This window comes from Paractinoplanes hotanensis, assembly GCF_023717965.1.
Lineage (GTDB): Bacteria > Actinomycetota > Actinomycetes > Mycobacteriales > Micromonosporaceae > Actinoplanes > Actinoplanes polyasparticus.
On record NZ_JAMQOL010000002.1, the window covers coordinates 78,660 to 104,745 of the forward strand.

General features: G+C 71.4%; 25 protein-coding genes. 15 read left to right on the top strand and 10 right to left on the bottom strand.

The features are described 5' to 3' along the window. Positions 1–281 precede the first annotated feature (281 nt). The 5 genes from LXN57_RS01690 to LXN57_RS01710 all read left to right on the top strand — a co-directional run bounded on the left by LXN57_RS01690 (position 282) and on the right by LXN57_RS01710 (position 9,359). Entirely contained in the window at positions 282–1,961 is a 1,680-nt protein-coding gene (locus tag LXN57_RS01690) for a glycosyltransferase family 2 protein (protein WP_251796177.1), read from the top strand. Next, entirely contained in the window at positions 1,958–3,904 is a 1,947-nt protein-coding gene (gene glxA, locus LXN57_RS01695) for a radical copper oxidase GlxA (protein WP_251796178.1), read from the top strand. The genes LXN57_RS01690 and glxA overlap by 4 nt, the downstream gene beginning before the upstream one ends. Continuing rightward, positions 3,904–4,917: a glycoside hydrolase family 6 protein gene (locus LXN57_RS01700; protein ID WP_251796179.1), complete on the top strand. Its 1,014-nt coding sequence runs from the start codon at positions 3,904–3,906 to the stop codon at positions 4,915–4,917. Before glxA ends, LXN57_RS01700 begins: the two co-directional genes overlap by 1 nt. A 162-nt stretch (positions 4,918–5,079) precedes the next feature. Next, a complete protein-coding gene (locus LXN57_RS01705; RefSeq protein ID WP_251796180.1) occupies positions 5,080–6,315 on the top strand; it encodes an aminotransferase class I/II-fold pyridoxal phosphate-dependent enzyme in 1,236 nt (411 codons plus the stop codon). A 38-nt stretch (positions 6,316–6,353) separates the two neighbouring features. Beyond that, positions 6,354–9,359: an AfsR/SARP family transcriptional regulator gene (locus LXN57_RS01710; RefSeq protein WP_251796181.1), complete on the top strand. Its 3,006-nt coding sequence runs from the start codon at positions 6,354–6,356 to the stop codon at positions 9,357–9,359. Here LXN57_RS01710 and LXN57_RS01715 read toward each other — a convergent pair. Genes LXN57_RS01715 through LXN57_RS01735 form a run of 5 tightly spaced genes read right to left on the bottom strand, consistent with a single transcriptional unit; the run spans position 9,343 to position 14,009 of the window. After that, positions 9,343–10,083: an ABC transporter permease gene (locus LXN57_RS01715; RefSeq protein ID WP_251796182.1), complete on the bottom strand. Its 741-nt coding sequence runs from the start codon at positions 10,081–10,083 to the stop codon at positions 9,343–9,345. The genes LXN57_RS01710 and LXN57_RS01715 overlap by 17 nt on opposite strands. Continuing rightward, positions 10,080–11,015, bottom strand: a complete 936-nt coding sequence (locus LXN57_RS01720; RefSeq protein WP_251796183.1) for an ATP-binding cassette domain-containing protein — start codon at positions 11,013–11,015, stop codon at positions 10,080–10,082. Before LXN57_RS01720 ends, LXN57_RS01715 begins: the two co-directional genes overlap by 4 nt. Positions 11,016–11,075: 60 nt before the next feature. Beyond that, positions 11,076–12,290: an MFS transporter gene (locus tag LXN57_RS01725; protein WP_251796184.1), complete on the bottom strand. Its 1,215-nt coding sequence runs from the start codon at positions 12,288–12,290 to the stop codon at positions 11,076–11,078. 46 nt (positions 12,291–12,336) lie between these two features. Then, positions 12,337–13,425: a M15 family metallopeptidase gene (locus tag LXN57_RS01730; RefSeq protein ID WP_251796185.1), complete on the bottom strand. Its 1,089-nt coding sequence runs from the start codon at positions 13,423–13,425 to the stop codon at positions 12,337–12,339. Positions 13,426–13,475: 50 nt separating this feature from the next. Then, complete coding sequence (locus tag LXN57_RS01735) at positions 13,476–14,009, bottom strand: TetR/AcrR family transcriptional regulator (RefSeq protein WP_251796186.1); 534 nt, start codon at positions 14,007–14,009, stop codon at positions 13,476–13,478. 81 nt (positions 14,010–14,090) lie between these two features. Between LXN57_RS01735 and LXN57_RS01740 the strand changes: the two genes are divergently transcribed. Further along, the gene (locus LXN57_RS01740) at positions 14,091–15,029 is read left to right on the top strand and encodes an LLM class F420-dependent oxidoreductase (RefSeq protein WP_251796187.1); all 939 of its coding nucleotides are present in this window, start codon (positions 14,091–14,093) and stop codon (positions 15,027–15,029) included. Positions 15,030–15,148: 119 nt separating this feature from the next. Here the strand turns inward: LXN57_RS01740 and LXN57_RS01745 are convergent, their stop codons facing one another. The 3 genes from LXN57_RS01745 to LXN57_RS01755 all read right to left on the bottom strand — a co-directional run bounded on the left by LXN57_RS01745 (position 15,149) and on the right by LXN57_RS01755 (position 19,017). Further along, a complete protein-coding gene (locus LXN57_RS01745; RefSeq protein WP_251796188.1) occupies positions 15,149–17,890 on the bottom strand; it encodes a peroxidase family protein in 2,742 nt (913 codons plus the stop codon). A 102-nt stretch (positions 17,891–17,992) separates the two neighbouring features. Next, complete coding sequence (locus tag LXN57_RS01750; RefSeq protein WP_251796189.1) at positions 17,993–18,748, bottom strand: hypothetical protein; 756 nt, start codon at positions 18,746–18,748, stop codon at positions 17,993–17,995. 77 nt (positions 18,749–18,825) lie between these two features. Then, positions 18,826–19,017, bottom strand: coding sequence for a hypothetical protein (locus LXN57_RS01755; RefSeq protein WP_251796190.1), 192 nt, complete (start codon positions 19,015–19,017; stop codon positions 18,826–18,828). A 105-nt stretch (positions 19,018–19,122) separates the two neighbouring features. Between LXN57_RS01755 and LXN57_RS01760 the strand changes: the two genes are divergently transcribed. After that, complete coding sequence (locus tag LXN57_RS01760; protein ID WP_251796191.1) at positions 19,123–19,329, top strand: hypothetical protein; 207 nt, start codon at positions 19,123–19,125, stop codon at positions 19,327–19,329. 382 nt (positions 19,330–19,711) lie between these two features. Then, on the top strand, positions 19,712–20,473 hold the full coding sequence (locus tag LXN57_RS01765) for a hypothetical protein (RefSeq protein WP_251796192.1): 762 nt from the start codon (positions 19,712–19,714) through the stop codon (positions 20,471–20,473). Positions 20,474–20,501: 28 nt separating this feature from the next. On the opposite strand, the gene LXN57_RS01770 is transcribed toward LXN57_RS01765, so the two are convergent. Continuing rightward, entirely contained in the window at positions 20,502–20,852 is a 351-nt protein-coding gene (locus LXN57_RS01770; RefSeq protein WP_251796193.1) for a substrate-binding domain-containing protein, read from the bottom strand. Between the two features lie 163 nt (positions 20,853–21,015). Between LXN57_RS01770 and LXN57_RS01775 the strand changes: the two genes are divergently transcribed. After that, positions 21,016–21,186, top strand: coding sequence for an IolE/MocC family protein (locus LXN57_RS01775; protein WP_251796194.1), 171 nt, complete (start codon positions 21,016–21,018; stop codon positions 21,184–21,186). An 11-nt stretch (positions 21,187–21,197) separates the two neighbouring features. On the opposite strand, the gene LXN57_RS01780 is transcribed toward LXN57_RS01775, so the two are convergent. Continuing rightward, a complete protein-coding gene (locus tag LXN57_RS01780) occupies positions 21,198–22,019 on the bottom strand; it encodes a (2Fe-2S)-binding protein (RefSeq protein ID WP_438872817.1) in 822 nt (273 codons plus the stop codon). Positions 22,020–22,220: 201 nt separating this feature from the next. On the opposite strand from LXN57_RS01780, the gene LXN57_RS01785 reads away from it, so the two are divergent. From LXN57_RS01785 to LXN57_RS01810, 6 genes are all read left to right on the top strand, one after another. Beyond that, the gene (locus LXN57_RS01785) at positions 22,221–22,622 is read left to right on the top strand and encodes a cupin domain-containing protein (protein ID WP_251796195.1); all 402 of its coding nucleotides are present in this window, start codon (positions 22,221–22,223) and stop codon (positions 22,620–22,622) included. Continuing rightward, a complete protein-coding gene (locus LXN57_RS01790) occupies positions 22,619–22,798 on the top strand; it encodes an alpha/beta fold hydrolase (RefSeq protein ID WP_251796196.1) in 180 nt (59 codons plus the stop codon). The genes LXN57_RS01785 and LXN57_RS01790 overlap by 4 nt, the downstream gene beginning before the upstream one ends. Before the next feature lie 88 nt (positions 22,799–22,886). Then, a complete protein-coding gene (locus tag LXN57_RS01795; RefSeq protein WP_251796197.1) occupies positions 22,887–23,273 on the top strand; it encodes an SPW repeat domain-containing protein in 387 nt (128 codons plus the stop codon). 153 nt (positions 23,274–23,426) lie between these two features. Continuing rightward, on the top strand, positions 23,427–24,404 hold the full coding sequence (locus LXN57_RS01800; RefSeq protein ID WP_251796198.1) for an AraC family transcriptional regulator: 978 nt from the start codon (positions 23,427–23,429) through the stop codon (positions 24,402–24,404). A gap of 101 nt (positions 24,405–24,505) precedes the next feature. After that, positions 24,506–25,444, top strand: coding sequence for a sensor histidine kinase (locus LXN57_RS01805; protein ID WP_251796199.1), 939 nt, complete (start codon positions 24,506–24,508; stop codon positions 25,442–25,444). Next, positions 25,441–26,085: a response regulator gene (locus LXN57_RS01810; protein ID WP_251796200.1), complete on the top strand. Its 645-nt coding sequence runs from the start codon at positions 25,441–25,443 to the stop codon at positions 26,083–26,085. Before LXN57_RS01805 ends, LXN57_RS01810 begins: the two co-directional genes overlap by 4 nt. Position 26,086: the final 1 nt, after the last annotated feature.

Here is a 26,086-nt window from a genome sequence, read left to right on the forward strand (position 1 = left end):
CGCGCATGGCCGCGACCCCGGCCCGCCGGGCACCCCCGGCACCAAAGGCCCGAATTCTGCCTGACATTACTTTATGTGATCGGTGAAGTCGATCACATGGCCTCATGCGTGCGCGGGTCGGCCATTAATCTCCACGTTCAGTTACTTACCGCCAGGCAAATACGCAGTTCGGAAGCGCAATGGCACGTTACGGCGATGACTCCTCGTTATGACGATCGGGTTACTTCGAACCCGATCGTCATAACGGAACGTCACCGACGGTCGAGAGGACGAGGAAGCTTGTGATCCCCGCGCCCCGGTACGACTACCAGGCCTACAGCGGGCTGGCCGGCCCAGCCGCTCCCGCGCCGTCCACGCCGGGGCCGATCGGCCTGCGCCGCCTCGCCGGCCGCCGCCCGGTCGGGAACGTGGCCATCACGCTGTTCGCGTTCGTCTTCGAGGCGACGTTCGTCGGGTGGCTGCTGTCCTCGGTGGCGGTGCCGGACCGGGCCCTGCACCCCGTGCTGCACTTCGCCACCTGGTTCATGATCGGCGCGACGCTCCTCATCGAGGTGTTCCGGCTGATCAACGTGGTGACGCTCTGCCTGGCCACCATCTGGGCCCGCGACCCCGAGCCGCTCGCGCCCGCCCCCGGGATGCGGGTGGCCTTCCTGACCACGATCGTGCCCGGCAAGGAGCCGATCGCCATGGTCGAGCGCACCCTGCGCGCCGCCCTGGACGTGCGCCACGAGGGTCCGTACGCTGTCTGGCTCCTCGACGAGGGCGACGACGCCGAGGTCAGGCAGATGTGCGAGCGGATCGGGGTCCGCCACTTCAGCCGGCACGGCATCGACAAGTTCAACACCCGCACCGGCGAGTTCAAGGCGCGGACCAAGCACGGAAACTACAACTCGTGGGTCGCCGAGCACGGCGACGACTACGACGTGTTCGTCTCGGTCGACCCCGATCACGTGCCGCTGCCCAACTTCTGCGAACGGCTGCTCGGCTACTTCCACGACCCGAGGGTCGCCTTCGTCGTCGGCCCGCAGATCTACGGCAACTACGACAACCTCGTCACCCGCTGGGCCGAGTCGCAGCAGTACCTCTTCCATTCGCTGCTGCAGCGGGCCGGCAACCGGTTCGGCGCGGCGATGCTGGTGGGCACGAACAACGCCGTCCGCATCTCGGCGCTGCGCGAGATCGGCGGCATCCAGGACTCGATCACCGAGGACATGGCGACCAGCCTCGCGCTGCACGCCGCCGGGTGGCGCTCGGTCTACACCCCGGACGTGCTGGCGGTCGGCGAGGGCCCGTCCACCTGGACCGACTACTTCAGCCAGCAGTACCGGTGGTCGCGCGGCACCGACGAGGTCGCCGTCACCTCGTTCTGGCGCACCGCGCGGCGGCTCGGCCCCAGCCGGTCCTTGTTCTACGGCCTGCTGATGTCGTACTACCCGCTGACCGCGATGGCGTGGCTGCTCGGCGCCGTCAACGCGGTGGGGTATCTGGTGCTCGGCGCCAAGGGCGTGCAGGTGCCGCAGCAGGTGTGGCTGATGCTCTATGTGGACGCGGCGCTCTTCCAGTTCCTGCTGTACCTGTGGAACCGCCGGCACAACGTCAGCCCGCACGAGGTGGCCGGCTCGTCGGGCCTGGCCGGCATGCTGGTGTCCACGCTGTCGACGCCGGTCTACGTGTCCGCGTTCGTCTCGGCGGTGCTGCGGCGCCCGGCCCGTTTCGTGGTCACGCCGAAGGGTGAGGCGGCCACGGCCGACCGGCCCGCCACCTTCAAGCACAGCCTGCGGTGGGCCGCCTTCTACGCCGTCCTGCTGGTCGTCGCCCCCGGGATCGGGCACGTGGACGGCTGGATGTGGCTGTGGCCGGCCCTCAACCTCGTCATCTGCCTGACGCCGCCGGCCCTCCGGTTGCTCACCGCCAAGAAGCGCACCCTGTCGATCGAAGAGCCCGTGGAGACGTACGCATGACCCCTCGACCTCGTCCGACCCTCGCCCGGCGCCTGGGCAGCGGCCTGATCGCCCTGCTGGTGCTGACCGTGGTCGCGGTCGTCAACCGGCCGGTCGTCGCCTTCGGCTCGGACGCGCTGCACAGCTTCAGCATCAACCGGCAGTCGTACAAGGAGCAGTTCGGCCACTGGTCGCGCCTGCCCGTGCCGGCCGGCTTCCAGGTCAACGCGATCCACGCCGCCCTGCTCAGCACGGGCAAGGTGCTCATCATCGCGGGCAGCGGCAACAACCGCGAGAACTTCGAGGCGGGCACGTTCCGCACGGTGCTGTACGACCCCGCGGCCGACGCGTTCTCCGAGGTGCCGACGCCGACCGACGTGTTCTGCGCCGGGCACACGTTCCTGCCCAACGGCAACCTGCTGATCGCCGGCGGCACCAAGAGCTACGAGGTGCTCGAGGGCGACATCACCAACGCGGCCGGCGTCATGAAGCTCAAGAACGAGTCGGCCACCGCCGGCCCGCGCTTCTTCGCCAAGGGCACCCGGCTGACCTCCAGGAGCGGCTTCGAGTACGAGACCAGGACCGACGTCACGGTGCCGGCCGCCACGCAGATGGCGCACGACGGCATCCCGATGCAACACGCGGGCGTGGCCGAGGTCTGGGTCGACGCCGTGCTGCCCGGCAACGCGCCCGTCGTCCAGCAGCCCGGCCAGTACGCGATCGAAGTGCTCACCGGCGCCGACCGCGACAACCTGTACGGCGTCTCCGACAAGATCACGCGGGAGAAGCAGGAGTACGGCGGCGACAACACGTCGTACGAGTTCGACCCCGTCGCCGAGCGGTACGTCCGCACCGGCGACATGGTGAAGAGCCGCTGGTACCCCACCCTGGCCGAGTTGCCCGACGGCGACGTGCTGGCCGTCTCGGGCCTCGACGAGTTCGGCCGCGTCCTGCCCGGCGACAACGAGCGCTACGACCGCTCCGCGCGGCGCTGGGTCGACGCGCCCGAGCTGAAGCGCTACTTCCCCACCTATCCGGCGCTGCACCTGATGGCGGACGACCGGCTCTTCTACTCGGGGTCGAACTCCGGCTACGGCTCCGACACCGAAGGCCGTACGCCCGGGCTCTGGAACCTCGAGGACAACAGCTTCGAGGTCGTGCCCGGCCTGGCTCAGCCCCGGCTGACCGAGACCAGCTCGTCGGTGCTGCTGGCGCCCGCGCAGGAGCAGAAGGTGATGCTGTTCGGCGGGGGCGAGGTGGGCGAGTCCCCGGTCTCGACCACCCGCACGGCGATCGCCGACCTGGACACCAACAATCCGGTCTACCTGCCCGGTCCGGATCTGCCCCAGCCGGCCCGCTACCTCAGCACGGTGCTGCTGCCCGACGACACCGTCTTCACCACCGGCGGCAGCTCCGGCTACCGCGGCGGCCCGTACCGCGGCCGGCCCCGCAGCGACCTGTTCAACTCGCAGATCTACCGGCCCGAGGCCAACACGTTCGCCACCGCGGCCGAGTCGACGGTCGGCCGCAACTACCACTCCGAGGCGATCCTGCTGCCCGACGGCCGGGTGATCACCCTCGGCAGCGACCCGCTCTACGACGAGACCGGCAAGAACCCCGGCGCCTTCGAGAAGCGGATCGAGGTCTACAGCCCGCCCTACCTCTTCCGGGGAGAACGCCCGGTCATCACCGGCGGGCCGACCCGGATCGAGCGCGGAACCACGGTAACCTTCACGACCGGCAGCACCGACGTGACCCGCGCCCGACTGATGCGGCCCAGCGCGGTGACCCACGTCGTCGACGTCGACCAGCGCTCGGTGGCCGTCGGCATCGACCCGGTGGAGGGCGGATTGGCGATCAGCGTTCCCGGCGAGAAGGGCCTGCTGCCGTCCGGCTGGTACCTGCTCTTCCTGGTCGACAGCGCCGGCGTGCCCTCGGAGGGCCGCTGGGTGCAGGTCGCCTAGTGGCCCGGCATCGTGCCTCCCGCCGGCGCAAGCTGCTGGCGCTGTCCGCGGCCGCGGTGGCCGGCGTGCTCACCGCGGTCTGGCTGGCCCGCCCCGACGGCGGCCCCGCCGACTCCCCCGCACCGGTGGCCGCCCCGCCACCGTCCCTGTACGTCGAGCCGGCGGGCCCGGCGATCGACCAGGTGCGGGCGTACGAGGCCGAGGGCCGCACGGCCGATGCCGCCCTCATCCGCCGGATAGCCGACCGCCCGGTCGCGGCCTGGTTCGCCGACCCCGACACGACCCGGGCCGGTCAGGTGGCCGCGGCCGCCACAGCCGCCGCCCAGATCCCGGTGCTGACGCTCTACTACATCCCCCACCGTGACTGCTCGGGCGGCCACTCGGCCGGCGGCGCCCCGTCCGCGGCCGCGTACACGGCCTGGGTAGCCGCCATCGCCCAGGCGCTGACCGGCCACCGCGCCATCGTGATCCTCGAGCCGGACGCGGTCGCGCAGGCCGCCGAGGACTGCCTGACCCCCACCCAGCGCGACGAGCGCTACCGCCTGCTCACCGCGGCCATCCGGACGCTGACTGCCAACCCGCAGCTCAGCGTGTACCTGGACGGCGGCAACCCCACCTGGATCACCGACCCGGCCCGGATGGCCACCGCGCTGCGCCGGGCGGGCGTGGCCGACGCCGACGGTTTCGCCCTCAACGTGGCCAACTTCGAGACCACGGCATCGAACGTCGCCTACGGCACCGAGGTGTCCGGCCACCTGGAGGACGCCCACTTCGTCATCGACACCAGCCGCAACGGCAACGGCCCGGCCCGCAGGTCGGCCGGCCAGACCCACTGGTGCAACCCGTCCGGCCGCGCCCTGGGCGACCCACCCACCCTCACCACCGGCCACGCCCTGGTGGACGCCTACCTCTGGATCAAACGCCCGGGCGAATCCGACGGCGCGTGCGGCGCCGACGCCCCGCCCGCGGGCCAGTGGTGGCCGAAGTACGCCCTGGAACTGGCCCGGGGCTGATCGCGTCCCGGCCCCGCGTACAGGAAAGTGGTCGTATCGCCAAGCCGTGAGGCGCGCGAAATGGTTTCCGAGGGGCAAGCGATCGATCTGACGTTTTCGGTTGATCGATGGTCTGCTGGGTAGGGCCAGAAACGATCCTGAAACGCGAAAGAGGGGTACGCCGTGCCGGCCCAAACCCATGACATCGAAGACCTTCGGGTCAACAGCCGGATGTACGACGCCGTCATCGAGGAGATCGACGGACGCCGGATCCGCATCGGCCAGGACTGGCTGGTGGACTGGGCGTCCTGCAACTATCTGGGCTTCGACCTCGACGAGGAGGTCATCGAGGCGGTCGAGCCGCAGCTGCGCCGGTGGGGCACGCACCCCAGCTGGTCGCGCATGCTCGGCAGCCCGCGGCTCTATCCGCAGCTCGAGGAACGCCTGAGCGACCTGCTCGGCGCCGACGACGTGCTGCTGCTGCCGACCATCTCGCAGATCCACCTCGGGGTGATCCCGGCGCTGATCGGCAAGGGCACGGTCATCATGGAGAGCCGGGCCCACCGCACCATCTACGACGGGTGCGTGTTCGCCCGCGGCCAGGGCGCCACCATGAAGCGGTTCCGCAGCGGCGACCTGGACGAGCTCGAGCGGCTGCTCGGCGAGGCCACGGAACGCCCGGTCATGGTCTGCATGGACGGCGTCAACAGCATGACCGGCGACATCCCGGACCTTCGGAAGTACGCCCAGCTGTGCCGCGAGCACGACGCCCTGCTGTACGTCGACGACGCGCACGGCATGGGTGTCATCGGCGAGCGCAGCGCCGTCGAGACCTCCCCGTACGGCATGCGCGGCAACGCGATCGTCAAGCACGCCGGTGAGACGTACGACAACATCATCCTGGTCGGCGGCTTCTCCAAGGCGTACTCGTCGCTGCTGGCCTTCCTGGCCCTGCCGACCGCGGTGAAGAACCAGCTCAAGGTGGCCGCGCCGACCTACCTGTACTCCGGTCCGTCCCCCGTGGCCTCGCTGGCGACCGTCATGGCCGGCCTCGACGTGAACGAGAAGCGCGGCGACGAGCTGCGGGGGCATCTCCACCGCCTGACCACGAAACTGCTTTCCCACGTACGGGGAATGAACGTCCACACCTTGAACGTGCACGACACCCCGGTCGTCGAGATCCCCATCTCGCCCGACCACGACCTGATCGCCGTATCGGAACGGCTGTGGGCCGCCGGCCAGTACGTCACGCTCGCCCCGTACCCCGGCGTCCCGCGCGACGAGATCGGCTTCCGCGTCCAGCTCACCGCCGCCCACACCGAGGCCCAGGTCGACGACCTGAACACCGTCCTGACAGGCCTGGCCCGGGACGGCGCCCTCCGCCCGGCACTCCCCCACCAGCGCCGCCCCATCGCCTGAACCCCGCGGCCCCGGGCACCCATGGCAAGATCTGGCGGGTGCAGATCGGGGTGCTCGGGCCGTTCGAGGTTCGCACGGACGACGGCGGGCTCGCCGACGTGCCGGGCGCGCGGCTGCGTGCGCTGCTCGTGGCGCTCGCATTGGAGCCGGGGCGGGTGGTTTCCAAGTCGACGCTGGTCGACTGGATCTGGGGTGAGCAGCCGCCCGCCGATGCCGCCAACGCGCTGCAACGGCTGGTCTCGCGGCTGCGCAAGGCGTTGCCGGACGGGGTGGTCGAGGGGCATCCGGCCGGCTACCGGCTGGCGGTGGCGCCCGAGGCGGTCGACGCCGTGCGGTTCGAGCGGCTGGTGGCCGACGGGCAGGCGCGGGAAGCCCTGGCGCTGTGGCGCGGTCCGGTGCTGCACGACGTCGGGTTGACCGGCAGCGCGGCGTTCGACTCGGCGGTCGCCCGGTTCGAGGAGCTGCGGCTGACCGCCCTCGAGGACGGCGGCGTCGAGCTGATTCCCGAGCTGACCGACCTCGTGGCCACGCATCCGCTGCGCGAGCGGCTGGCCGGGGCGCTGATGCGGGCGCTGGCGGCGGCGGGGCGCGGCAGTGAGGCTCTGCAGGTCTATCAGCGTACGAGGGAAGCCCTGGCCGACGAACTCGGCGCCGACCCCTCGCCGGAGCTGTCGCAGCTGCACGTCGCTCTGTTGCGGGGTGAGGGCCGGCAGCGGGAACCGGAACGGAAGACCAACCTGCGGGCCGAGCTGACCTCGTACGTCGGCAAGGACGAGGACGTCGCGGCGGTCCGCGCGCTCGTGGCCGCGCATCGCCTGACCACCCTGATCGGGCCGGGCGGCACGGGCAAGACTCGGCTGGCCGGCGAGACGGGGCGCGCCCTGGCCGACGAACTGCCGGACGGGGTGTGGCTGGTCGAGCTGGCCCCGCTCGGCGCCGACGGGGATGTGGCCCAGGCGACCATCGCCGGTCTCGGGCTGCGCGACGCCATGCTCGGCGGTTCGACCGCGGCCGGCCTGACGGAACGGCTCATCACCGCCGTCCGCGACCGGGAGGCGCTGCTGATCCTGGACAACTGCGAGCATGTGATCGAGTCGGCTGCGACCTTCGCCCACCGGATGCTCGGCGAGTGCCGGGGGCTGCGGATCCTGGCCACCAGCCGGGAACCGCTGGGCATCACGGGCGAGGCGCTGTGGACGGTCGAACCGCTGGCCTCGGTCTCGGCGATCGAGCTTCTGCGCGACCGCGCGAGCGCCGTACGGAAGGACTTCGTCGACGACGAGGCCACCATGGCCCGCGTCTGTCAGGCGCTCGACGGCATGCCGCTGGCCATCGAGCTGGCCGCGGCCCGGCTGCGCACGATGACGCTCGACCAGCTCGCACACGGGCTCGACGACCGGTTCCGCCTGCTCACCGGGGGCAGTCGCACCGCGCTGCCGCACCACCGGACGCTGCGGGCGGTCGTCGACTGGAGCTGGGAGCTGCTCACCGACGCGGAACGCCGGGTGCTGCGCCGGCTGTCGGTCTTCGCCGGCGGCGCCACCCTGGAGGCGGCCGAGCGCGTCTGCGCCGACCCGGACGTGTTCGATCTGCTCACCTCGCTGACCGAGAAGTCGTTGCTGGTGACCACCGGCGACCGGGCGCCCCGCTACCGGATGCTCGGCACGATCTACGAGTACGCCGTGCAGCGGCTCGCCGAGGCGGGCGAGACCGGGACGGCACGGCAGGCTCATCTCGCCTGGTTCACCGAGCTCGCCGAGACCGCCGACCCCCACCTGCGCCGGGCCGAGCAGCTGGAGTGGCTGGCGACGCTGGCGGTCGAGCACGACAACCTCACCGCCGCCATGCGGGGCGCGGTCGCGGCGGGCGAGGCGCAGGCGGCGATGCGGCTCGCGGCCGGGGCCGGCTGGTACTGGTGGCTGGCCGGGCACAAGGCCGAGGGCCTCGAGCTGCTCACCGCGGCCACGGAGACGCCCGGCGCGGTGACCGACGACGTCCGGGCCATCGCGTACGCGCTGGCCGTGCACTTCGTCAGCTCGGGCCGCAGCGTCGAGCCCCGGCTGTCCGAGTGGATCCACCGGGCGTACGAGACAAGCCTGCGCAGTGGGTCGAGCGACCCGCGGCTGGGCATCGTGGCCGCGCTGGAGCGGATGGAACGGGCGCCGCACGACCCGCTCTCCGCGTGGGAACCGCTGCTGGACGACCCCGATCCGTGGGTGCGGGCGCTCGCCCGGCTGCACCTCGGCAAGTCGCGCATCATTCTCGGGCACACCGGCCGGGTCGCCGACGACTACCTCGAGGCGGCGCTCGCCGAATTTCGCGCGCTGGGCGAACGGTTCGGCATCTGGTTCGCCCTGACCGAACTGTCGGAGCGGCTCGCCGTACGCGGAGACCTGACCGGCGCGTGCCGGCTGGTGGAGGAGGCGATCGGGGCTGTCACCGAGCTCGGGTCGGTCGAGGACGTCATCCGCATGCGCGGACGGCAGGCCCAGCTGTGGTGGCTGCTCGGCGACGAGGAAGCGAGCGCGTCCGCGCTGGCCGACACCGAGCGGCACGCGGAACGGGTGAACTGGCAGGACTCGCTGGGCGAGCTGGCCCTCTCGAAGGCGGAACTGGCCCGCTGGCGCGGCGACGCAGCCGCGGCGCGGGAACACCTGGGCGCCGCGATGGCCATGCTGGGCGCGAACGCGCAGGCGGTGGCCGACGACCAGCTGGCCTACCTCGCCGAGGATCTGGACGAGGCGCGGACGCACCGGCAGGCGTCCTTCCGGGCGATGGCCGAGGCCGGCTACGCGCCGATGGTCGCGCACGTTCTCGTCGGCGTCGCCGACCTGGCGCTGCGGCAGGACGATGCGGCACAGGCCGCACGACTGCTCGCGGCGAGTTCCGGCGTACGCGGTCTGGAGGATCTCTCCCACCCGGACGTGGCCCGGATCGAGCGGGCAGCGCGCAGCCGCCTCGGCGACACGGGGTTCGCCGAGGCGGCTGCGGAGGGCCGGCTGACCGACTGGCGTCAGCTGGCCGAGGTCACGCTCGCTTCTTGAAGGTGGCGGTCGACCACAGGTAGCCGACCAGGGCGATGCCGGCACACCAGGCGATGGCGGCGATGGCTGTGCCCGCCGACGGCGTGCCGTTCAGCAGGCCGCGCATCGTCTCGATGATCGGGGTGAACGGCTGGTACTCCGCGAACTGCTTGACGCCCGGGCCCATCTTGTCGGCCGGCACGATGGCGCTGCTGAAGAACGGCAGCATGATCAGCGGCACGGTGGCGATGCCCGCCCCCTCCACCGTCTTGGCCGCCAGCCCGAGGGCGACCGTGATCCAGGCGGCGGCGAAGCTGGTCAGCAGCACCAGACCGAGCACCCCGAGCCAGTCCAGGAACCCGCCGGCCGAACGGAAACCCAGCGCGAAGGCGACCCCCACGATGGCCGCGACGGCGATCAGGTTGGTGGCGATGGTGGTGCTCACGTGCCCGGACAGCACCGCGCCGCGCGAGACGTCCATCGCCTTGAACCGGTTGATGATTCCCTTGGTCATGTCGGACGCGACGGCCGTCGACGTGCCGGACAGCCCGTAACAGATGGCCAGCAGCATGAGCCCCGGCGTCGCGTAGTCCACATAGTCCTCACCGACGTTGAACGCGTCGCCCAGCACATACACGAACATCAGCATGATGACGACCGGGAACAGGACGGCGTTGAAAACGGTCGTGGGGTTGCGCACCACGTGCTTGACGTTGCGTCGCAGCATGATCACCGAGTCGGTCATTTGGTCACTACCTCCGCGTTCGGACGTCCGGTCAGAGCAAGGAAAACGTCGTCGAGATCCGGCGTGTGCACGGAGAAGTCGTCGGCGTGCAGGGCGTTGTCGTGCAACTGGTTGAGCAGGATCCGCACCGACTCCGTGTCGCCGTCGCCGGGCACCCGCAGGGTGAGGGCCTCGTCGTCCCGCGTCGAGCCGGCGAACAGCCGGGCCGCCGCGTCGAGGTCGCCGAGGCCGGCGAACCGCAGCCGGACGTGGCTGCCCGGCACCTGGCGCTTCAGCTCGTCCGGCGTGCCCTGGGCCACGATGCGGCCCTGGTCGAGCACGGCGACCCGGTCGGCCAGCTGATCCGCCTCCTCCAGGTACTGGGTGGTGAGGAAGATGGTGACGCCCTCGGCCAGCAGCTCCCGGATGATGTCCCACATCGTGCGCCGGCTGCGCGGGTCGAGCCCCGTCGTCGGCTCGTCCAGGAAGATGATGCTCGGGTCCCCGACCAGCGTCATGGCCAGGTCCAGCTTGCGGCGCATCCCTCCCGAGTAGCTGTTGACCAGCTCGGTCCCCGCCTCCACCAGGTCGAAGCGCTCGAGCAGCCGGCCGATGACCCGCCTGCCGTCGGCCACCCGGTGCAGGTCGGCCATGAGCTGCAGGTTCTCCTGCCCGGTGAGCAGCTCGTCCACCGCGGCGAACTGCCCGGTGACCCCGATGGTGGCCCGCACCGCCTTGGTCTCGGCGGCCACGTCGTGCCCGGCCACCCGCACCGAACCGCCGTCGGCCTTCATCAACGTGGCCAGCACGTTCACGGTCGTCGTCTTGCCGGCCCCGTTCGGCCCGAGCAGCGAGAAGACAGTGCCCGCCTCCACCACCAGATCGATGCCGTCGAGAACCACCTTGTCCCCGAAGGCCTTGCGCAGTCCCGAAACCTCAATGGCTGAACTCATGCGTCAGACGATCGCGGCCCGCCCTGTCACCGCCCTGACACGCCTCTGACACGCCCCCTGTCACGGCGAGACCGGCGCCCGCCACGGGAGCAGGAGGATGCCCGTCAGCAGGATCGCGGCCAGCACGGCGATGGCGGTTCGGGCGCTCGTGACGGCGGCCAGCGCGCCGGCGGCGGCGATGCACAGCGGCTGCACGACCTTGTTGGTGATGGACCAGGCCATCACCACGCGGGACATGTGGGCGTCGTCGGTGGCGCTCATCCGGTACGTGGCGAAGGTGGGGCTGAACATGCCCGCGAACAGCACCATCAGGAACTCGGCCGCGGCGACCAGGACGAAGCCGGCGGTGTGAGCGGCCGGGGCCAGCGCGATCAGGCCGAGCCAGAGGTTGCGGCCGACGCCGCCCAGCAACAGCAGGCGGTGCTCGCCCAGGCGCCGGCGGATCGGGCCGGCCAGCAGCGAACCGAGGACGCCGGCCACCCCGGAGACGCCGCTGATCAGGCCGTACTGCCAAGCCGGCAGGCCCAGGTCACGCAGCACGAAGACGGCCAGCAGCGGGACGAGGGCCATGATGCAGCCCCCGAAGACCATCGAGTTCCAGAACAGCAGAGCCAGGCCGCGGTGGCCGAAGATGTAGCGCCAGCCACCGGTGATCTCCCGCAGCCAGTGGTGCTCGGCGGAGCGTGGTGGTGGCGCCGGCTCCGCGTCGCGCAGGCCGCGCAGCATCAGCGCCGACGCCAGGAAACTGACCGCGTCGAGGACCATCGTGGCGGTGGCGCCCAGCCACGAGATCAGCACTCCCCCGACGGGTGGACCGGTCGCGTTGGCCGCCCACATCGTCGTCTCGAACCTGCCGTTCGCCTCGGCCCGGTGGGGTGCCGGCACGAGCGTACGCAGCTGGGCCACCCCGGCCGAGTCGAAGGCCAGCCGGGCCGCCATCTGGGCGACCGCGACCACGCACAACTGCCAGTAGCTGAGCACTCCGGCGAGGGCGGCCACCGGCACCGACACCACCGCCGCGAGGCGCACCAGGTCGGCCGCGACCATGACCGGCAGTTTCCGGTGGTGCTCGATCCACGGCCCGAGCGGCAGCGCCACCGCCGCGCTGACCACGCCGGCCAGCACGGTCAGCAGCGACACCTGGAAGTCGGCGACGCCCAGCACCAGCACGGCGACGATCGGCAGCGCCGAGTAGCCGAGGGCGCTGCCGAACTCGCTCGTCGCGTAGGCCGCCCAGCGCCGCCTGAAGTCCGTCCGCCAACCGACTTCCGTCACCGGGGCAGGCTACGGGACAGTGCTGAACGGGCCATCACACCGGTGTTCAGCCGCCGGTGATGCTCCAGTGCCACGGCTCGGACGGCAGGTTCACGAAGCCGTACGCCTTGGCGTGCAGCACCAGCCACTTGAAGGCCGGGCTGGTCCGCGTGAGGGTCTTCCCGCCCGAGGTGATGTCGACCGCCATGCCGAGCTCGTGCAGCGACCGCCCCGGAATCGCCGTGGGCACCCGGCAGGACGAGGAGGGCGCGCTCCACACGTCCGGGCAGCCGTTGATCTTCCGCAGCTCGATCTGGCGTTCCTTCGTGCGGAAGCCGCCGCCCGAGATGGCGATGCCGTTGGCGCGGGCGTCGTCGACCATGCGCCTGAAGGCGTACGCGACGCTCCGGTGCACGGTCGTGCCGTAGACCGTCATCGTGTCGGCGACCACGAACCCGGTGCGGGTCTGGTTGACGACGTCCCGGCTCATCGTGGCGGCCTTGTCGGCGTAGGCGCCGGCCGTCGGCAGGGTCGCGATCCGGTTCCGGGTCACGGCGAGCGCAGCCGCCAGCGCCGCACGGGTGTTTGTGGCCTTGGTCAGGGTCGTTTGGGCCGTACGCACGGCCGTCTGCGCGGTGACCAGCGTGGTGGTCGCCTTCTGGGTCTCGGTGCGGCGCACCACCAGAACCTTGGTCACCGCGGTCACGGTTTTCCTGGCCTTGGTCACAGCCGTCTTGCTGACGGGCCGCTTCTTCTGCGCCTTGGTCAGCTTCTGCTTGGCGGTGGTCAGCGCGGTCTGCGCCGCGGCCTGCCGCGCCCGGGCGGTCGTGACCGCAGTGCCGGCGGTGGTCACCCGGGCCTGGGCGGCCGCGAGGCCCGCGGTCGCCTGGCTGACTTCCTTCGTCCGGGTCACGGCGGCGGTCTGCTGCATGGTCAGGGTCGATTTGAGGGTGGCCAGGGTCTTCTGCCGGGTGAGGCTGCGGTACATCAGCGAGCCCCACTCCTGCGCCACCACGGGCGGAGCGGCCTGCACCGGGACCGGGCCGGCAGTGACCGCCAGGCCGACGGCCAGCGCCGCGACCATCGGTGCGGTGATGGCCCGGCGGGCTCGGGAGCGAATCCGCGGATCCGGTCGGAGTTCCTGTCGTGTCGTCACCCGGAAGAGACTCCGGGCCGGCGGGTGCCCGCCGGGGTGCCGCCGGGTTGCTACTGAAGTGCACGCGCGGCGTCGGTGGCCCGCTGGACGACGTCGTCGATGCTGTCCTTGGTGAAGAAGCCCTCGAGGACGAGGGAGGAGTAGCCGTGCGCGACAGCGAGGGTGGCCTCGAGCAGGCGCACGTCGGAACGGGTGAGCTCGAGCATGGTGGTCATCAGGGCCCGGGTCTGGTCGCGGCGGCAGTCGTCGGCCACCTCGTACAACTCTGCCGCGAAGATGACATGGATGCCGGCGCCGGTGCCGACGACGTAGCGGACGTACGCCCCGGCGGCCGCGGCCAGACCGTCATCGGGGTTCTGGGCGACGGCCGCAACCATCGCCTCGCGTAGATCGTGGGCAGCCGTGGCGGAGACCGCGCTCAGCAGATGGGCACGATCCGGGAAATGCCGGTAGGGCGCGGCGGAGCTCACCTTCAGGCGGCGCGCGACTGCGGCCACTGAGAACCGGGACAAACCGGCCTCGGCGAGCAGCTCGAAGCTGGCCCTGATCAGCGCCGCTCGAAGATCGCCGTGGTGGTAGCCCATATCCCCGCTCGCCTTGCATCCATGTGAGTAGGCTCTTACATTAGCGGAAGTGATAGACCTCTTACATCGGCGGGGACAACCATGACCATCCGGCTCGGCTACCAGATCCCGAACTTCACCTATCCCGGCGTCCCGAACGAGAACCTGTTCGACACGGTTGCGGCGCAGGCCCGCGAGGCCGAGGCCGCCGGCTTCGACACCGTGCTGGTGATGGACCACTTCTATCAGCTGCCGGGCATCGGCGACCCGTCGGCGAACATGCTCGAGGCGTACACCACGCTGGGCGCGCTCGCCTCGGCCACTTCGACGGTCCAGCTGTCGACCCTGGTCACCGGCAACACGTACCGCAATCCCGCGCTGCTGGCCAAGACGGTGACCACCCTCGACGTGGTCTCGAAGGGCCGCGCCGTGCTCGGCATCGGCGCCGGCTGGTACGAGCGCGAGCACCACGACATGGGCTTCGAGTTCGGCACGTTCGGGCAGCGCTTCGAGCGGCTCGAGGAGGCCCTGACGATCATTACGCCGATGCTGCGCGGCGAGCAGGCGTCCCTCGACGGCAAGTGGTACCAGGCCCGCAACGCCATGAACAATCCCCGCGTACGCGACACCGTGCCGATCATGCTGGGCGGCTCGGGCGAGCAGAAGACGTTCCGGCTGGCCGCCCGGTTCGCCGACCACATGAACATCATCTGCGACCTCGACGTGCTGCCCCACAAGATCTCGGTGCTGCGCCGGCGCTGCGAGGAGATCGGTCGCGACCCGGCCACGCTGGCCACCAGCTTCCTGATCATGGGCATGGCCGGCGAGACCGAGCAGGAGGCCAAGGAACTCGGCGAGACGATCCCCGAGGACCGCCGCAACCGCGCCTTCCTCGGCACCCCCGACCAGCTGGCCGAGCAGATCCAGGAGCGTGTCCTCGACGCCGGCGTCGACGGCGTCTGCATCAACCTGATCCGCAACGGCCACCGCCCCGGCGTGGTCGCCGCAGTCGGCGCCGCCCTCAAGCCGCTGGTGGCCTGAGGTTCGACAGCCGCCTCAGGGTCGGCAGCACCAACCACGGACCGGGCGCGCGGACGATCCGCGCGCCCGCCGGACACAACGCTGGTCCCAGCGCACGAAAGCCGAGGCTCCCGAGAACCTCACCACGGCTTGAAAGCATTGGACGGCACAACACCCTCAAGATCGGGACAATGCCGCCGAATCAACGAGGTCATGGTGGAGTCGGCAATCCAGTCGAGACCGAACTGCGTATAGACCGAAGCCCGATAATCGGCAGTGAGAAACCGGTCGCTCTGCAACCGCCGCGAAGCCATCAGAATGAACACTCTGAACGCCGTATCCGAGAACGCGAACCCCGGCGGCGGCGTCTCCGCGAACAGTCCGACCATGGTGTCGACCTCATCGATACTGCGATAAACGGCCCGCAGACGGTCCACGGTCTCCGGGTCCGGGCTCAGGTCTTCCCAGCGCTTGATCCGTGGCAGGTGCAGGGCCTCGCGGAAGTCGTTGTAGCGGGGCACCCCGCGGCGACGGTTCCGCACCAGGTCGACGACGGAGAGATCGATCATCTCGCCCTCGCGTTCCAGATTCAGCAGAGCCTGGGGGTAGTTGTGCAGCGTGATCGCTCCCGGATGGGCGATGCCGAACGAATAGAGGACGCTGCTCAACCCCATCGCCCTCAGTTCGTCGTCGGCGCGGCCGCCCTGCAGTTCGGCGAAGCTGCGGTGGCCGAATTCGGCCCCGTCCACGCTGCGGAAGGTGTAGTCGTCGGGAATCAGCGGGTGCATGCGATAGACCGTGACGAAGTCCTCCGTCAACGAGAACGGCGTCCCGTGGTGGTCCGGGTTCGTTTCAGGAATGCCCCGCAACGCGTTCACGTCCGTGAGCCACAGGCCGGCCCGGCTCAGCCAGTCCCGGGGTGGCACGCCGTTCCAGTTGACGTTCATGGCTCGTTCGAGCACGTTCGTGGCGAGCATCGCCGGGGTCCACTCGACGGTGTGGATCTTCGCTATCAGGGCGGCGACGATGAGCCGGGCCGTCTGGTAGAGCCTTTCGTCGTCCCAGCCGGGGTTCCGGTCCTTCAGGTGGTCGCACAGAAGGTTGTGTTCCCGGGCGAAGAGCGTGTGCATGCCGCTGAGCCCCAGCCACCAGGCCTCGTTGAAGCCGGTGATCTCGGAACCGTCGACGTCGACCGGCAGGTAGCCCTCGGGGCTCAGCCGGATCCGGGGCCCGTCGCGCAGCAGCAGGCCCGGGTTCGTGCCGTAGACCTCGGAGCCGTCCCACCAGTGTGATGCCACGTTGGCCGCCGGGACGACGTTGCCGCCGATGCGCATCTCGGGTTCGAGCTGTCCGCCCGGCGTGTTCGCCCAGCCCGGCACGTCCGGCGGCAGGGGCACGCGCACGTCGTCGACGCCGAGCGGGTGGCGGGCGTGGACCACCCAGTCGTGCACCTGGAACTGGATCCACGCGGCGGCCAGGATGTTCAGCGTCGTCGCCGGGCGGAACGTCTCACGATGCAGCAGTTTCCGGCTCACCGTGACCGGATTCGGTTGGTTGTCGAGGTCGGCACGGCGGTCGGCGGGCACGTTGCGGCCGAATCCCGCCCCGACCGCCCCCATGCCGGGCTCGGAAAGATCATTGAAACGGCCTTCATGCGTACGGAATTCTCGCTGCTCGTCGGTGCTGGGCGGAGGCGCCTTCCGTACGCGTGGGGGCGCCTCGACCGCCCCGGTGCCGATCAGGTTGTCGCGCCGCAGCACGTCGCGCAGGGACGCCAGATTCAGCAGGGCCAGGGCGTCGGGCAGGCGATGCCACGGGCGGAAGCGGTTGACCGCGCCGAACACCGTCCGCATGGCCGCGCCCGCCAGGCGGTTGCGAACCGGCGCCTCGGTGAGCCAGCGCTGCCGGTCGCGGTGAGCGGCGCTGGCGTCGTACGCGGCCTTGCGCACCCGGTTGAGGTTGCCCAGCGGCCGGAAGTCATCCGTGGTGTTCCACGGGTTGAAGCGCAGCCCGTGCACGACCGGGTTGTCGCACGAGCCGGCCCGGATGGTGAGCACGGCGATCGGTTCGGGCGGGGCTCCGGGCGTACGCCAATCGACCGCCGCGTCCTCGATCGGCGTCTCGTCGTCGCTGCGGTAGCGCTGCACGCACAGCTCGAACCGGACGTCGCCCTCGGCCAGCCGGTTTTCCATCTCGGACGTCAGGAAGTCGGGCCCGTCGCGCTCGCCGCCCTCGGGAGCGTCGGGGAACGGCCGCAGCAGGTATTGGACGGCGAGGTGTCCGCCCCACATGATCGGGGTGCGGCTCCAGTACGTCTCGGTGGCCACGCTGGTGATGCGGCGGCGCGCCGCCACCACGTTGCGCACGATGCGGGCCGTCTCGCCGGGCCCCAGCACGAAGGCCAGTTTGGCCAGGCCGGTGTAGCGGCCCACGCCGCCGCCCGCCGTAGCCACCGCGAACTCGGCGAACTGGCGGGCGTCGCGGGCGTGCGACACCGGCGCGTTGGTCATCAGCAGGTCGTGCTGCTCGTCGTCGGAGACGGTGATGCGCAGGGCGGCGCCGCGCAGGTCGGGTTCGCGGTCGTCGAGGATGCGGCCCTCGGCGTTGCTGAACCGGACCGACGTGCGGTAGGCAGCGCCGGGCCGGGCGAAGCCCACCTGGAGTTCGGCCGGCAGGTCGTCGGCGAAACGCAGGTGGGCGTCGTCGACCGCGTACGTGCCCTTGGCCTGGAAACCGGCCACGACCGGCGCGTCCCCGGTGGGGCGGTTCTTCAGCTGGGTCAGCATGATCTGCCGAGCCACCCGGTCGAAGATCCGCCGTTCCGCCTCGGGCGAGCCACCCAGATAAACCTCGCGCCACTGCGCTCTGGTCACCGTCGACATCCGCGCGCCTCCACTTCGGAGTGCGGCCGCGACGACGGGCGGTTCCCGATCGCGCGCGCCACCCGAAACCCTAGTGGCGCCGCGCCATGCGGAACTGTCGCTTTACTTACCCATCAACTTCTCGAGGTCGACGACCTCGTTCGCGGCCGGGGCCACGATGTCGGCGAACTCCGCACCGAACTCGCTGAAGTCGAGGCCGCCCTCGGCCGCGTCCTTGCTCTCGATGCGCAGCGGGTAGGGCTCGCCGGTGGTGGCGATGTAGAGCGTGCCGCCGTCTTTCGAGTTGTCGACCAGGCCGATCGCGGGAGTGCCGTCGACGTCCTTGACCCGGCCCTTGGTGACCTTGCCCTCGGCGTCGAGCATCGAGTCGATGTCGGAGAAGCCGAACATGTCGGCGGTGTCCTTGTCGCCCGCCTTGACCTCGACCCAGCGGTCGCCGACGAGCTTCGCGAGCTGCTCGCCCTGCTCCTTGCCGCCGCTCATGCCCCAGAACGCGGCGTCGGGCCGGATGTAACGCTTGCCGCCGACCTCGAGCAGTTCGACGCTCGGGCCGGCCATCGACAGCTTGCCCTTGATCTTGGTGCCGTCGGTCTTGAAGTCGAGGCCCATCGTGTCGCCGTCGGTGACGATGTCACCCTTCATGTGGAACGAGCCGGCCTTCTTGAGAGCCGCCTTGGCCTTGTCCAGGATCTGCTCGGCCTCGAGCGCCTCGACGCCGTTGGTGGCGGGCGCGGCCGAGGTGGCCTGGGCGGCGGGCGCGGCCGCGCCGCCCTTGTCGTCGTTCTGACCCGCGCAACCGGTGGCCAGCAGGGCGGTTGACGCGAGCACGACCACCGCGCCGGCGAAGTTGACCTTCATAACGATGTTTCCCCCGAATGGAGTCGCCCTGATCGACTCATGCCGATCGGTGACGGCGACGAAGATATCAGCGCGACTCAAGCCGGTTCGGGTACTCCACCCGGCTCCGGCGCGGGCTCGACGTCCGGCTCCACGATCGGTTCGACCGGCGCCGGGGGCAGCGGGTCGGGGCTGTCCGGTTCCAGCTCACCGGGGTCGTCGGGGATCGGCGCGCCCGGGTCGAGGGGCGGGTACTTGTCCGGGTCGGTCGACAGGTTCTGCTCGGGCATGACGGCTCCTTTTGTCGGTTTCCGCCCCCTACCCTCAAGATCGGTAGCCGAAACACCGGCGAGGCGCGACCAGCACCCCCAGCAAAGTGCGGTTAAGGTGTACGCATGGTGACGACGGCGGTGCTGACGGCGATCTTGATCGTCGTCGCTGTCCTCGCCGTCGCCGCGGTTCTCAGCCATCGCGGGCCGCTCGAGCCGCGGCTGAGCAGCTTCGAGGCCCGGGCGCTGCGGGCCGATCGGCCGACCGGCCTGCAGCCGCAGCTCACCGCGGGCGCCCGCGGTTGCCGCGCGCCTCCGGCCGCGTTCGCCTGACCGTCGCTCTTCCGGCGATCACCGCTTCCGGCACGGCCGTCCCGTCTCTGACGTTCGCCGCACCGGCCTGAGTTCCGGCGTAGCCGGAGGACAGGCCCGATCGTCGAAGCAGGACGATTGCCGCCCACCCGGGCCCGATCGTCGAGACGTCTCCAGCCGGACCGACGACAGTCGGCACTTTCCGGCCGATCGCCAGGAGCCCGCCGGTCACCACCCTCTCGCCGAGCCGCCGGATCAGCGACGGCCGACGGCCCGGCCGGCCGATCGCCGACCGGCCCCCAACCGTCGAATCGATGGCGGTCGACATCTACCGGCCCAGCGGCCGCCGGAACCAGACGGTCGCGCACCACCCCGGAACTGTTTCACCGAAGGACGGATTCCCATGAACGTGGTTGCGGAAATGCTGCTGACCGAGCCGGCGCCGATGGCCATCTGGGCCACGCTGATGCTGCTCACCTTCCCCGCCCTGCTGCTGCTGGGCAGCCCCGAGGCGATGCGCCGTCCCCGGCACGCGGCGCAGGAGTTCGTCGCGGCGCTGCGGGGCAACAGCTCCGCCGTGCGGCGACAGGCCGAGGAGGCAGCGCAGACGGCACGCTTCGCCGACGAGGTGCGGGTGGCGGCCGAGCGGGCCGAGGCCCATGCGCGGCGGTGGCAGGAGGCGTGGGAGCGGTCCGAGGCCGAGCTGAACGACGCGTACGCGGCCTGGCTGGAAGCCGACGCCCGGCTGCGCACCGCCACCTCGGCGGCGGCGTGGGGCACACCGTGGTCGGTGCGGACCTGCGACGAGTACGCGGCCCGGCAGCGCTACCTGCACCGCGAGGTGACCGCCGCAGCCGGTCGGGGCGAGCTGCCGGCCGCCGCGGTGGCCGACGCCGTGGCCGAGCGGGCCGGTTGGGACGCCCGTCTGCACCCGGTCGAGCAGCAGCTGGTCATGACCCGCGCCTCGGCGGCGTGGCTGCGGCAGCGCTATGAGCAGGCCGTCGCCGCGGAGCGCGCCGCCTGGCACGACGCCGACTCGGCCCGCCGCGCGAGCAGCAACCTGCGCCGCGAAGCAGCCATCGCCGCCGCTCTGGTGGTGCCCGCTCCCCAGGGCCGCGCAACCGCCCGCCCGCACCGCCACACCGTGGCCGTACCCGCCATGTGACCCGCGGCGGGCCTCCCCCGACTCGGCGTCACCAGCCGGAATCAGCTGGGCGGCGTGAGCTCCGCCGCGAGCCCGGAGGAGGCGCGGCGGTGCCACGGACAACGAGGTGCGGCGGGACGACGACCTCCCGCCGGTCGACCGGCTCGCCCTCGACGCGGGCGATCGCCCGCGCCACCGCGAGGCGGGCCAGAACGGCGACGTCCTGGGCGATCGTGGTCAGGTCGACGTGGGCCAGCCGGGCCAGGCTGCTGTCGTCGTAGCCGACGACGCTGAGTTCGCCGGGCACGGCGATCCCGGCCCGGGACACCACGTCGAGGACGCCCGTGGCGCAGCGGTCGTTGAAGACGGTGACCGCGGTCGGCGGGTCGCCCAGCAGCATGTGCGCCGCAGTGGCGCCGTCGGACTCGGTGAGCCGCCTTCACCGATGCCGTCCGGACCGGCTCACCGTCCACTGTGACCGGCGAGGACGCCCGCGCCGCCGTGGCCATCGCCCTCGCCGCCGCCGAGTCCGCCCGTACGGGAAGGGTCGTCGAGGTGACGAAGTGAGGCTGGCCGTCAGCGCGGAGACGGTGTTCCTCGATCTTCCGGTCGCGGAGCGGCTGCGGCGCATCGACGAGCTCGGCTATCAGGGTGTAGTCGCCCTCGAGTCCTGGGCGTCCGGATCGTCGGAGGAGGCGCTGGCCCGGTTCCGCAGCGCTTTCACTGAGGACTGACTTCGCTGTGGTCAGGCTCTGGCCCTCTGCTCCGGTGAGAAGCAGCAGTCCGTGCACAATCGCGGCTGCGGCAGCGTGAAGGCGAGGCAGCACGTCCGCCGTCGCACCGTCACCAGCCCGGCCGGGTCGGCGGCCCACTCGACCAGGCTGTCCAGGCCGAGCCCGTCCAGCAGCGTCCCGACTTCCCGGGCCGAGGCGCCCGGCACGGCCCGGACCGCGTGCCGGGTGGCGTGCGCGAGGTTCGCCGCCAGCGACCCGAGCAGTGGCCGTCGACCGACCCGGACCACCCGCTGGACGGCGTCGATCAGGGGCTCGACATGCTCGCCCAGCAGCACCCGCCGCACCTGTTCCAGCAGCGCCGCCTCGTCCGCCACCACCGAGACCGCCGGGCCGGAGACGAGCGGGCCGGAGACGAGCGGGCCGGACGCGAGCGGGCCGGACGCGAGCGGGCCGGACGCGAGCGGGTCGGAGGCCAGCACCGCGGCCGGGACGGCGGTGCGCAGGCCGAGGCGGATCGGGGCCTGCGGCGCGTCGAGCCGGATCAGCACGTCGGAGGCGGCGACGCGCGGGACCCGGCGAGCCGCCACCCAGCTGAAGGCGACCGGGACCGCCAGCCAGTACGAGTACGCCTTCCACATGAGGGCGGCCGCCACGTGCGGCTGGGCGTGCCAGTGCCGCCGGGCGGCCGCAAGCAGCGGCTCGACGTCGCCATCGGCCGCTGTCCAGCCCGCCGGATCGGCCACGACCAGGTCGGATGCCAGGCCGGGCAGCCGCGTGCTGGTCCCGAAGGCGCCCCTGATCGCAGCGAGAACCGGCATGGCGTCGTCTTCCACACCCCGACCTATACCCGCCTGTCCCGCTCCGACGCGAGGCCGGCCGGTGGACAACGGAAGCCGCCCGCCGCCGGAAAGTCGTAGGCTCGCCGCTACCCCCGGGTGGGTGGGCTGGAGAGGAGTCCTGATCCGGCGGCTGTCACAACGCGCGCGGCACGGCGGTCCTAGCAGGGACAACAGCAATCGGCTGGGAGGTCCCCGATGAGTGACAAGCGATCGGACGCGTGGCAGACGGCGATGACCGTGCTGCAGGAGGCGCAGCCGCCCTTCATCCCGGCGGGCGCACACGCCATGACCATCGTCATCGAATATCCGGCTGGTGACCCGGGGGCGCCGCCGCACCGGCACCCCGGTCCGGCGTTCGGGGTCGTGCTCGAGGGCGAGATGCTCTTCGAGCTGGAGGGCGAGGCGCCACGGGTGGTCAAGGCGGGCGAGGCGTTCTGGGAGCCGGGTGGCGATGTCATCCACTACTCGGACGGCAACGCCCGCGACGACGGGCCGGTGCGGTTCACGGTGACGATGCTGTGCGAACCCGGGAAGCCGATGGTGGCGCTGGTCGACGACGATGAACTGGCCGCCCGCGGGGACCGGCGCGTCCGGTGACGCGGCTGCCGGTGCGGCGCGTCACCACCGAGGTGCTCGAGGTCGCGTATCACGAGGCCGGGCCTTCGGACGGGCCGCCGGTCCTGCTGTTGCACGGTTTCCCGTACGACATCCACAGCTATGTCGAGGTGGCGCCGCTGCTTTCGCCGCCGCCGTCCGGGAGGTCGCGTCGCTGATCGTCACGTGACTGTCATACGTTCGCGGAGCCTTCGCCACCCCGCCCGCCCATCTTTGAACGACAGGCCCGAGCGGGGAGGGTGCGACATGCCGGCACAGGAAGCCGTGGGGTCGCGGGTCGCCCGCCGGCTCTCCAGCGACATCGTCCTCACGCCGAGCGCGTTCGTGCTGCTCGGCGGCGTCTGGCTCGCGATCACGCCGGTGATCATCGACCACGGCGTGTACCCGTGGTGGAACGACGTCGTCGCGGGGGCGCTGCTGATCGTGCTCAGCGTGGCTCAGGTCGTCCGGCCCGGCCGGTCCCTGGCCCTGAGCGTGGCCGCCGCGCTGACCGGTGTGTGGATGGTCGCGGCGCCGTTCGTGCTGGGCTATCACGAGCAGCACGGGGTCGCCTGGAGCGGCATGCTCGTCGGCGCCCTGGTGGTGCTGCTCTCGTTCGTGAACGGGCTGGCCGCCCGGCCGAGGCCGCGCTGAGCTTCCTGGTTATGCGGCTGCGCCTCCGATTCATTCAGGCTCTCATCGAACGCCGCTGCACCGGACGCATGACACTCCTCATCGGTGGAACCGGCAAGACCGGACGGCGGGCCGCGGAGACCGGAGTGTGGAGCGTGCCGTTACGGTGAGCTGATGGACGCGCTGACCGGACTGCTCGACGGGCCACGCGCCCGCGGGGCGTTCCTGCTGCGCTCGGTCTTGGATCCGCCGTGGTCGCTGCGGATTCAGGACGGCTCGCCGCTGTCGCTGATCACGCTGGTCCGCGGTGAGGCCTGGATCCTCAAGCAGCACGCCACCCCGGTCCGCGTCGAGCCGGGCGACGTGGCCGTGGTGACCGGCACCGAGCCGTACGCGGTGGCCGACTCCCCCGGCACCGCGCCCCAGATCGTCATTCATCCCGGACAGCGCTGCGAGTCGGCCGACGGCGCCGAGATGACGATGACCGGGCAGGGCGTCCGCACGTGGGGCGCGGCCCCGGACGGCGCGACCGTGATGATCAGCGGCACCTACCAGATGCACAGCGAGGTCAGCCGGCGCCTGCTCGACGCGCTGCCCGGCCTGCTGATCCGCCCGGCCGAGGCCGGCGACCGGGCGCTGATCGAGCTGCTCGTGCGCGAGATGAGCGGCACCGAACCCGCGCAGGATCTGGTGCTCGACCGGCTGCTCGACCTGGTGCTGGTCTCGGTGCTGCGCTCGTGGCTGGCCACTCCGGACGACGCCGCCCCGGGCTGGCAGCGGGCGCAGACCGACGCCGTGGTCGGGCCGGCCCTGCGCCTCATTCACGACGACCCCTCGTACGCGTGGACCGTCGCCTCCCTGGCCGCGCGCACGGGTGTCTCCCGGGCCTCGCTGGCGCGACGCTTCACCGACGTGGTGGGCGAGTCCCCGATGGCCTATCTCACCGGCTGGCGGCTAACCCTGGCCGCCGACCTGATGCGCCAGGACGACGCGACGCTGGAGGCGGTGGCCCGGCGCGTCGGCTACGGCAGCGCCTTCGCTCTGAGCACGGCGTTCAAGCGCGAACGGGGCGTCAGCCCGCAGGAATACCGCCGCCGCCCCGCGCTCGCGCCCCATCCGTCACCCCTGCCCCGCGTGGTGCGGCTCACGTGACCTGAACACCCGATGTGGGTGTCAGACCCGATGGCAGACCCGGCCCGGGCCAGGCAGGGTCGGGAGGAAGCGTTTTCCTTCCAGGGATCGGGTGAGCCCGCGTGTCGCTGTTCTGGCGCATCTTCTCGTTGAACGCGGCGGTTCTCACCGTCGCGGCCCTCGTGCTGCTCTTCGCCCCGGTGACCGTCTCGGCGACGGCCCGGCTGGCCGAGGCGCTCATCATCCTGGCCGGCACGGCGGTGACGCTGGTGGCCAACGCGGTGATGCTGCGCGTGGGACTGTCGCCGCTGGCCCGGCTCACCCGCGTGATGACCACGATCGACCTGCTGCGCCCGGGCACCCGGCTGGCGGCCCGCGGCCAGGGCGAGATCGCCCAGCTGATCACGGCGTTCAACGCGATGCTGGAACGACTGGAGACCGAACGGGCGTCCAGCGCCGGGCGCGCGCTCTCAGCCCAGGAGGCTGAACGCCACCGCATCGCTCAGGAACTGCACGACGAGATCGGGCAGACGCTGACCGCCGTGCTGCTCGACCTCAAGCGGGTCGCCCAGGCGTCGCCCGAGCCCGTGCGTGGCCAGCTGTTGCAGGTGCAGGAGAGCACCCGCAACAGCCTCGACGAGATCCGCCGCATCGCCCGCCGGCTGCGCCCCGGCGTCCTCGAGGAACTCGGCCTGGCCAGTGCTCTGCGCGCGCTGGCCGGCGAGTTCACGACGGCCGGCCTGGCCGTGCGCCGTCAGGTCGGCTCCGATCTGCCCGTCCTGCCGAAGGAGGTCGAACTGGTGCTCTACCGGGTCGCCCAGGAAAGCCTGACCAACGCCGCCCGGCATGCGGCCGCCCAGCACGTCGACCTGGTGCTGGCCCAGCGGAAGGACGGCGGCGTCCGCCTGTGCGTGCGCGACGACGGCCGCGGACTGCGGGGCGCGCCCGAGGGGGCGGGCATCCGCGGCATGCGCGAACGCGCGTTGCTGATCGGTGCCGACCTGTCTGTGGAGTCCGGGACGTCCGGCGGCACCTCGGTCCAGCTGACGGTGCCCGCATGATCCGCATCCTGCTGGCCGACGACCACGCCCTCGTGCGGCGCGGGGTCCGCCTCATTCTCGACAGCGAGCCCGACCTCGAGGTGATCGGCGAGGCGGCCGACGGCGCCGAGGCGCTGGCGCTGGCCGCCGCCGACCCGCCCGACCTGGCCGTGCTCGACATCGCGATGCCGCGGATGACCGGCCTGCAGGCCGCCCGCGAGCTCAGCCGCAGCCACCCGGAGCTGCGCATCCTCATCCTGACCATGTACGACAACGAGCAGTTCTTCTTCGAGGCGCTGCGGGTCGGGGCGGCCGGTTACGTGCTCAAGTCGGCCGCCGACCGCGACCTCGTCGAGGCCTGCCACGCGGCCATACGCGACGAGCCGTTCCTGTACCCGGGGGCGGAGACCGCGCTGATCCGCGAATACCTGGAGCGCGCCCGCACCGGCGCCGAGATCCCCGAGCGGCCTGTCACCGAACGCGAGGAGGAAGTGCTGAAGCTGGTCGCCGAGGGCCACTCGACGAAGGACATCGCCGAGCTGCTCTACATCAGCGTCAAGACCGTCGAGCGCCACCGCTCCAACATCCTGGCCAAGCTGGGCCTCAAGGACCGGCAGGAACTGACCCGGTACGCGATCCGGGCCGGGCTGATCGAGCCGTGAT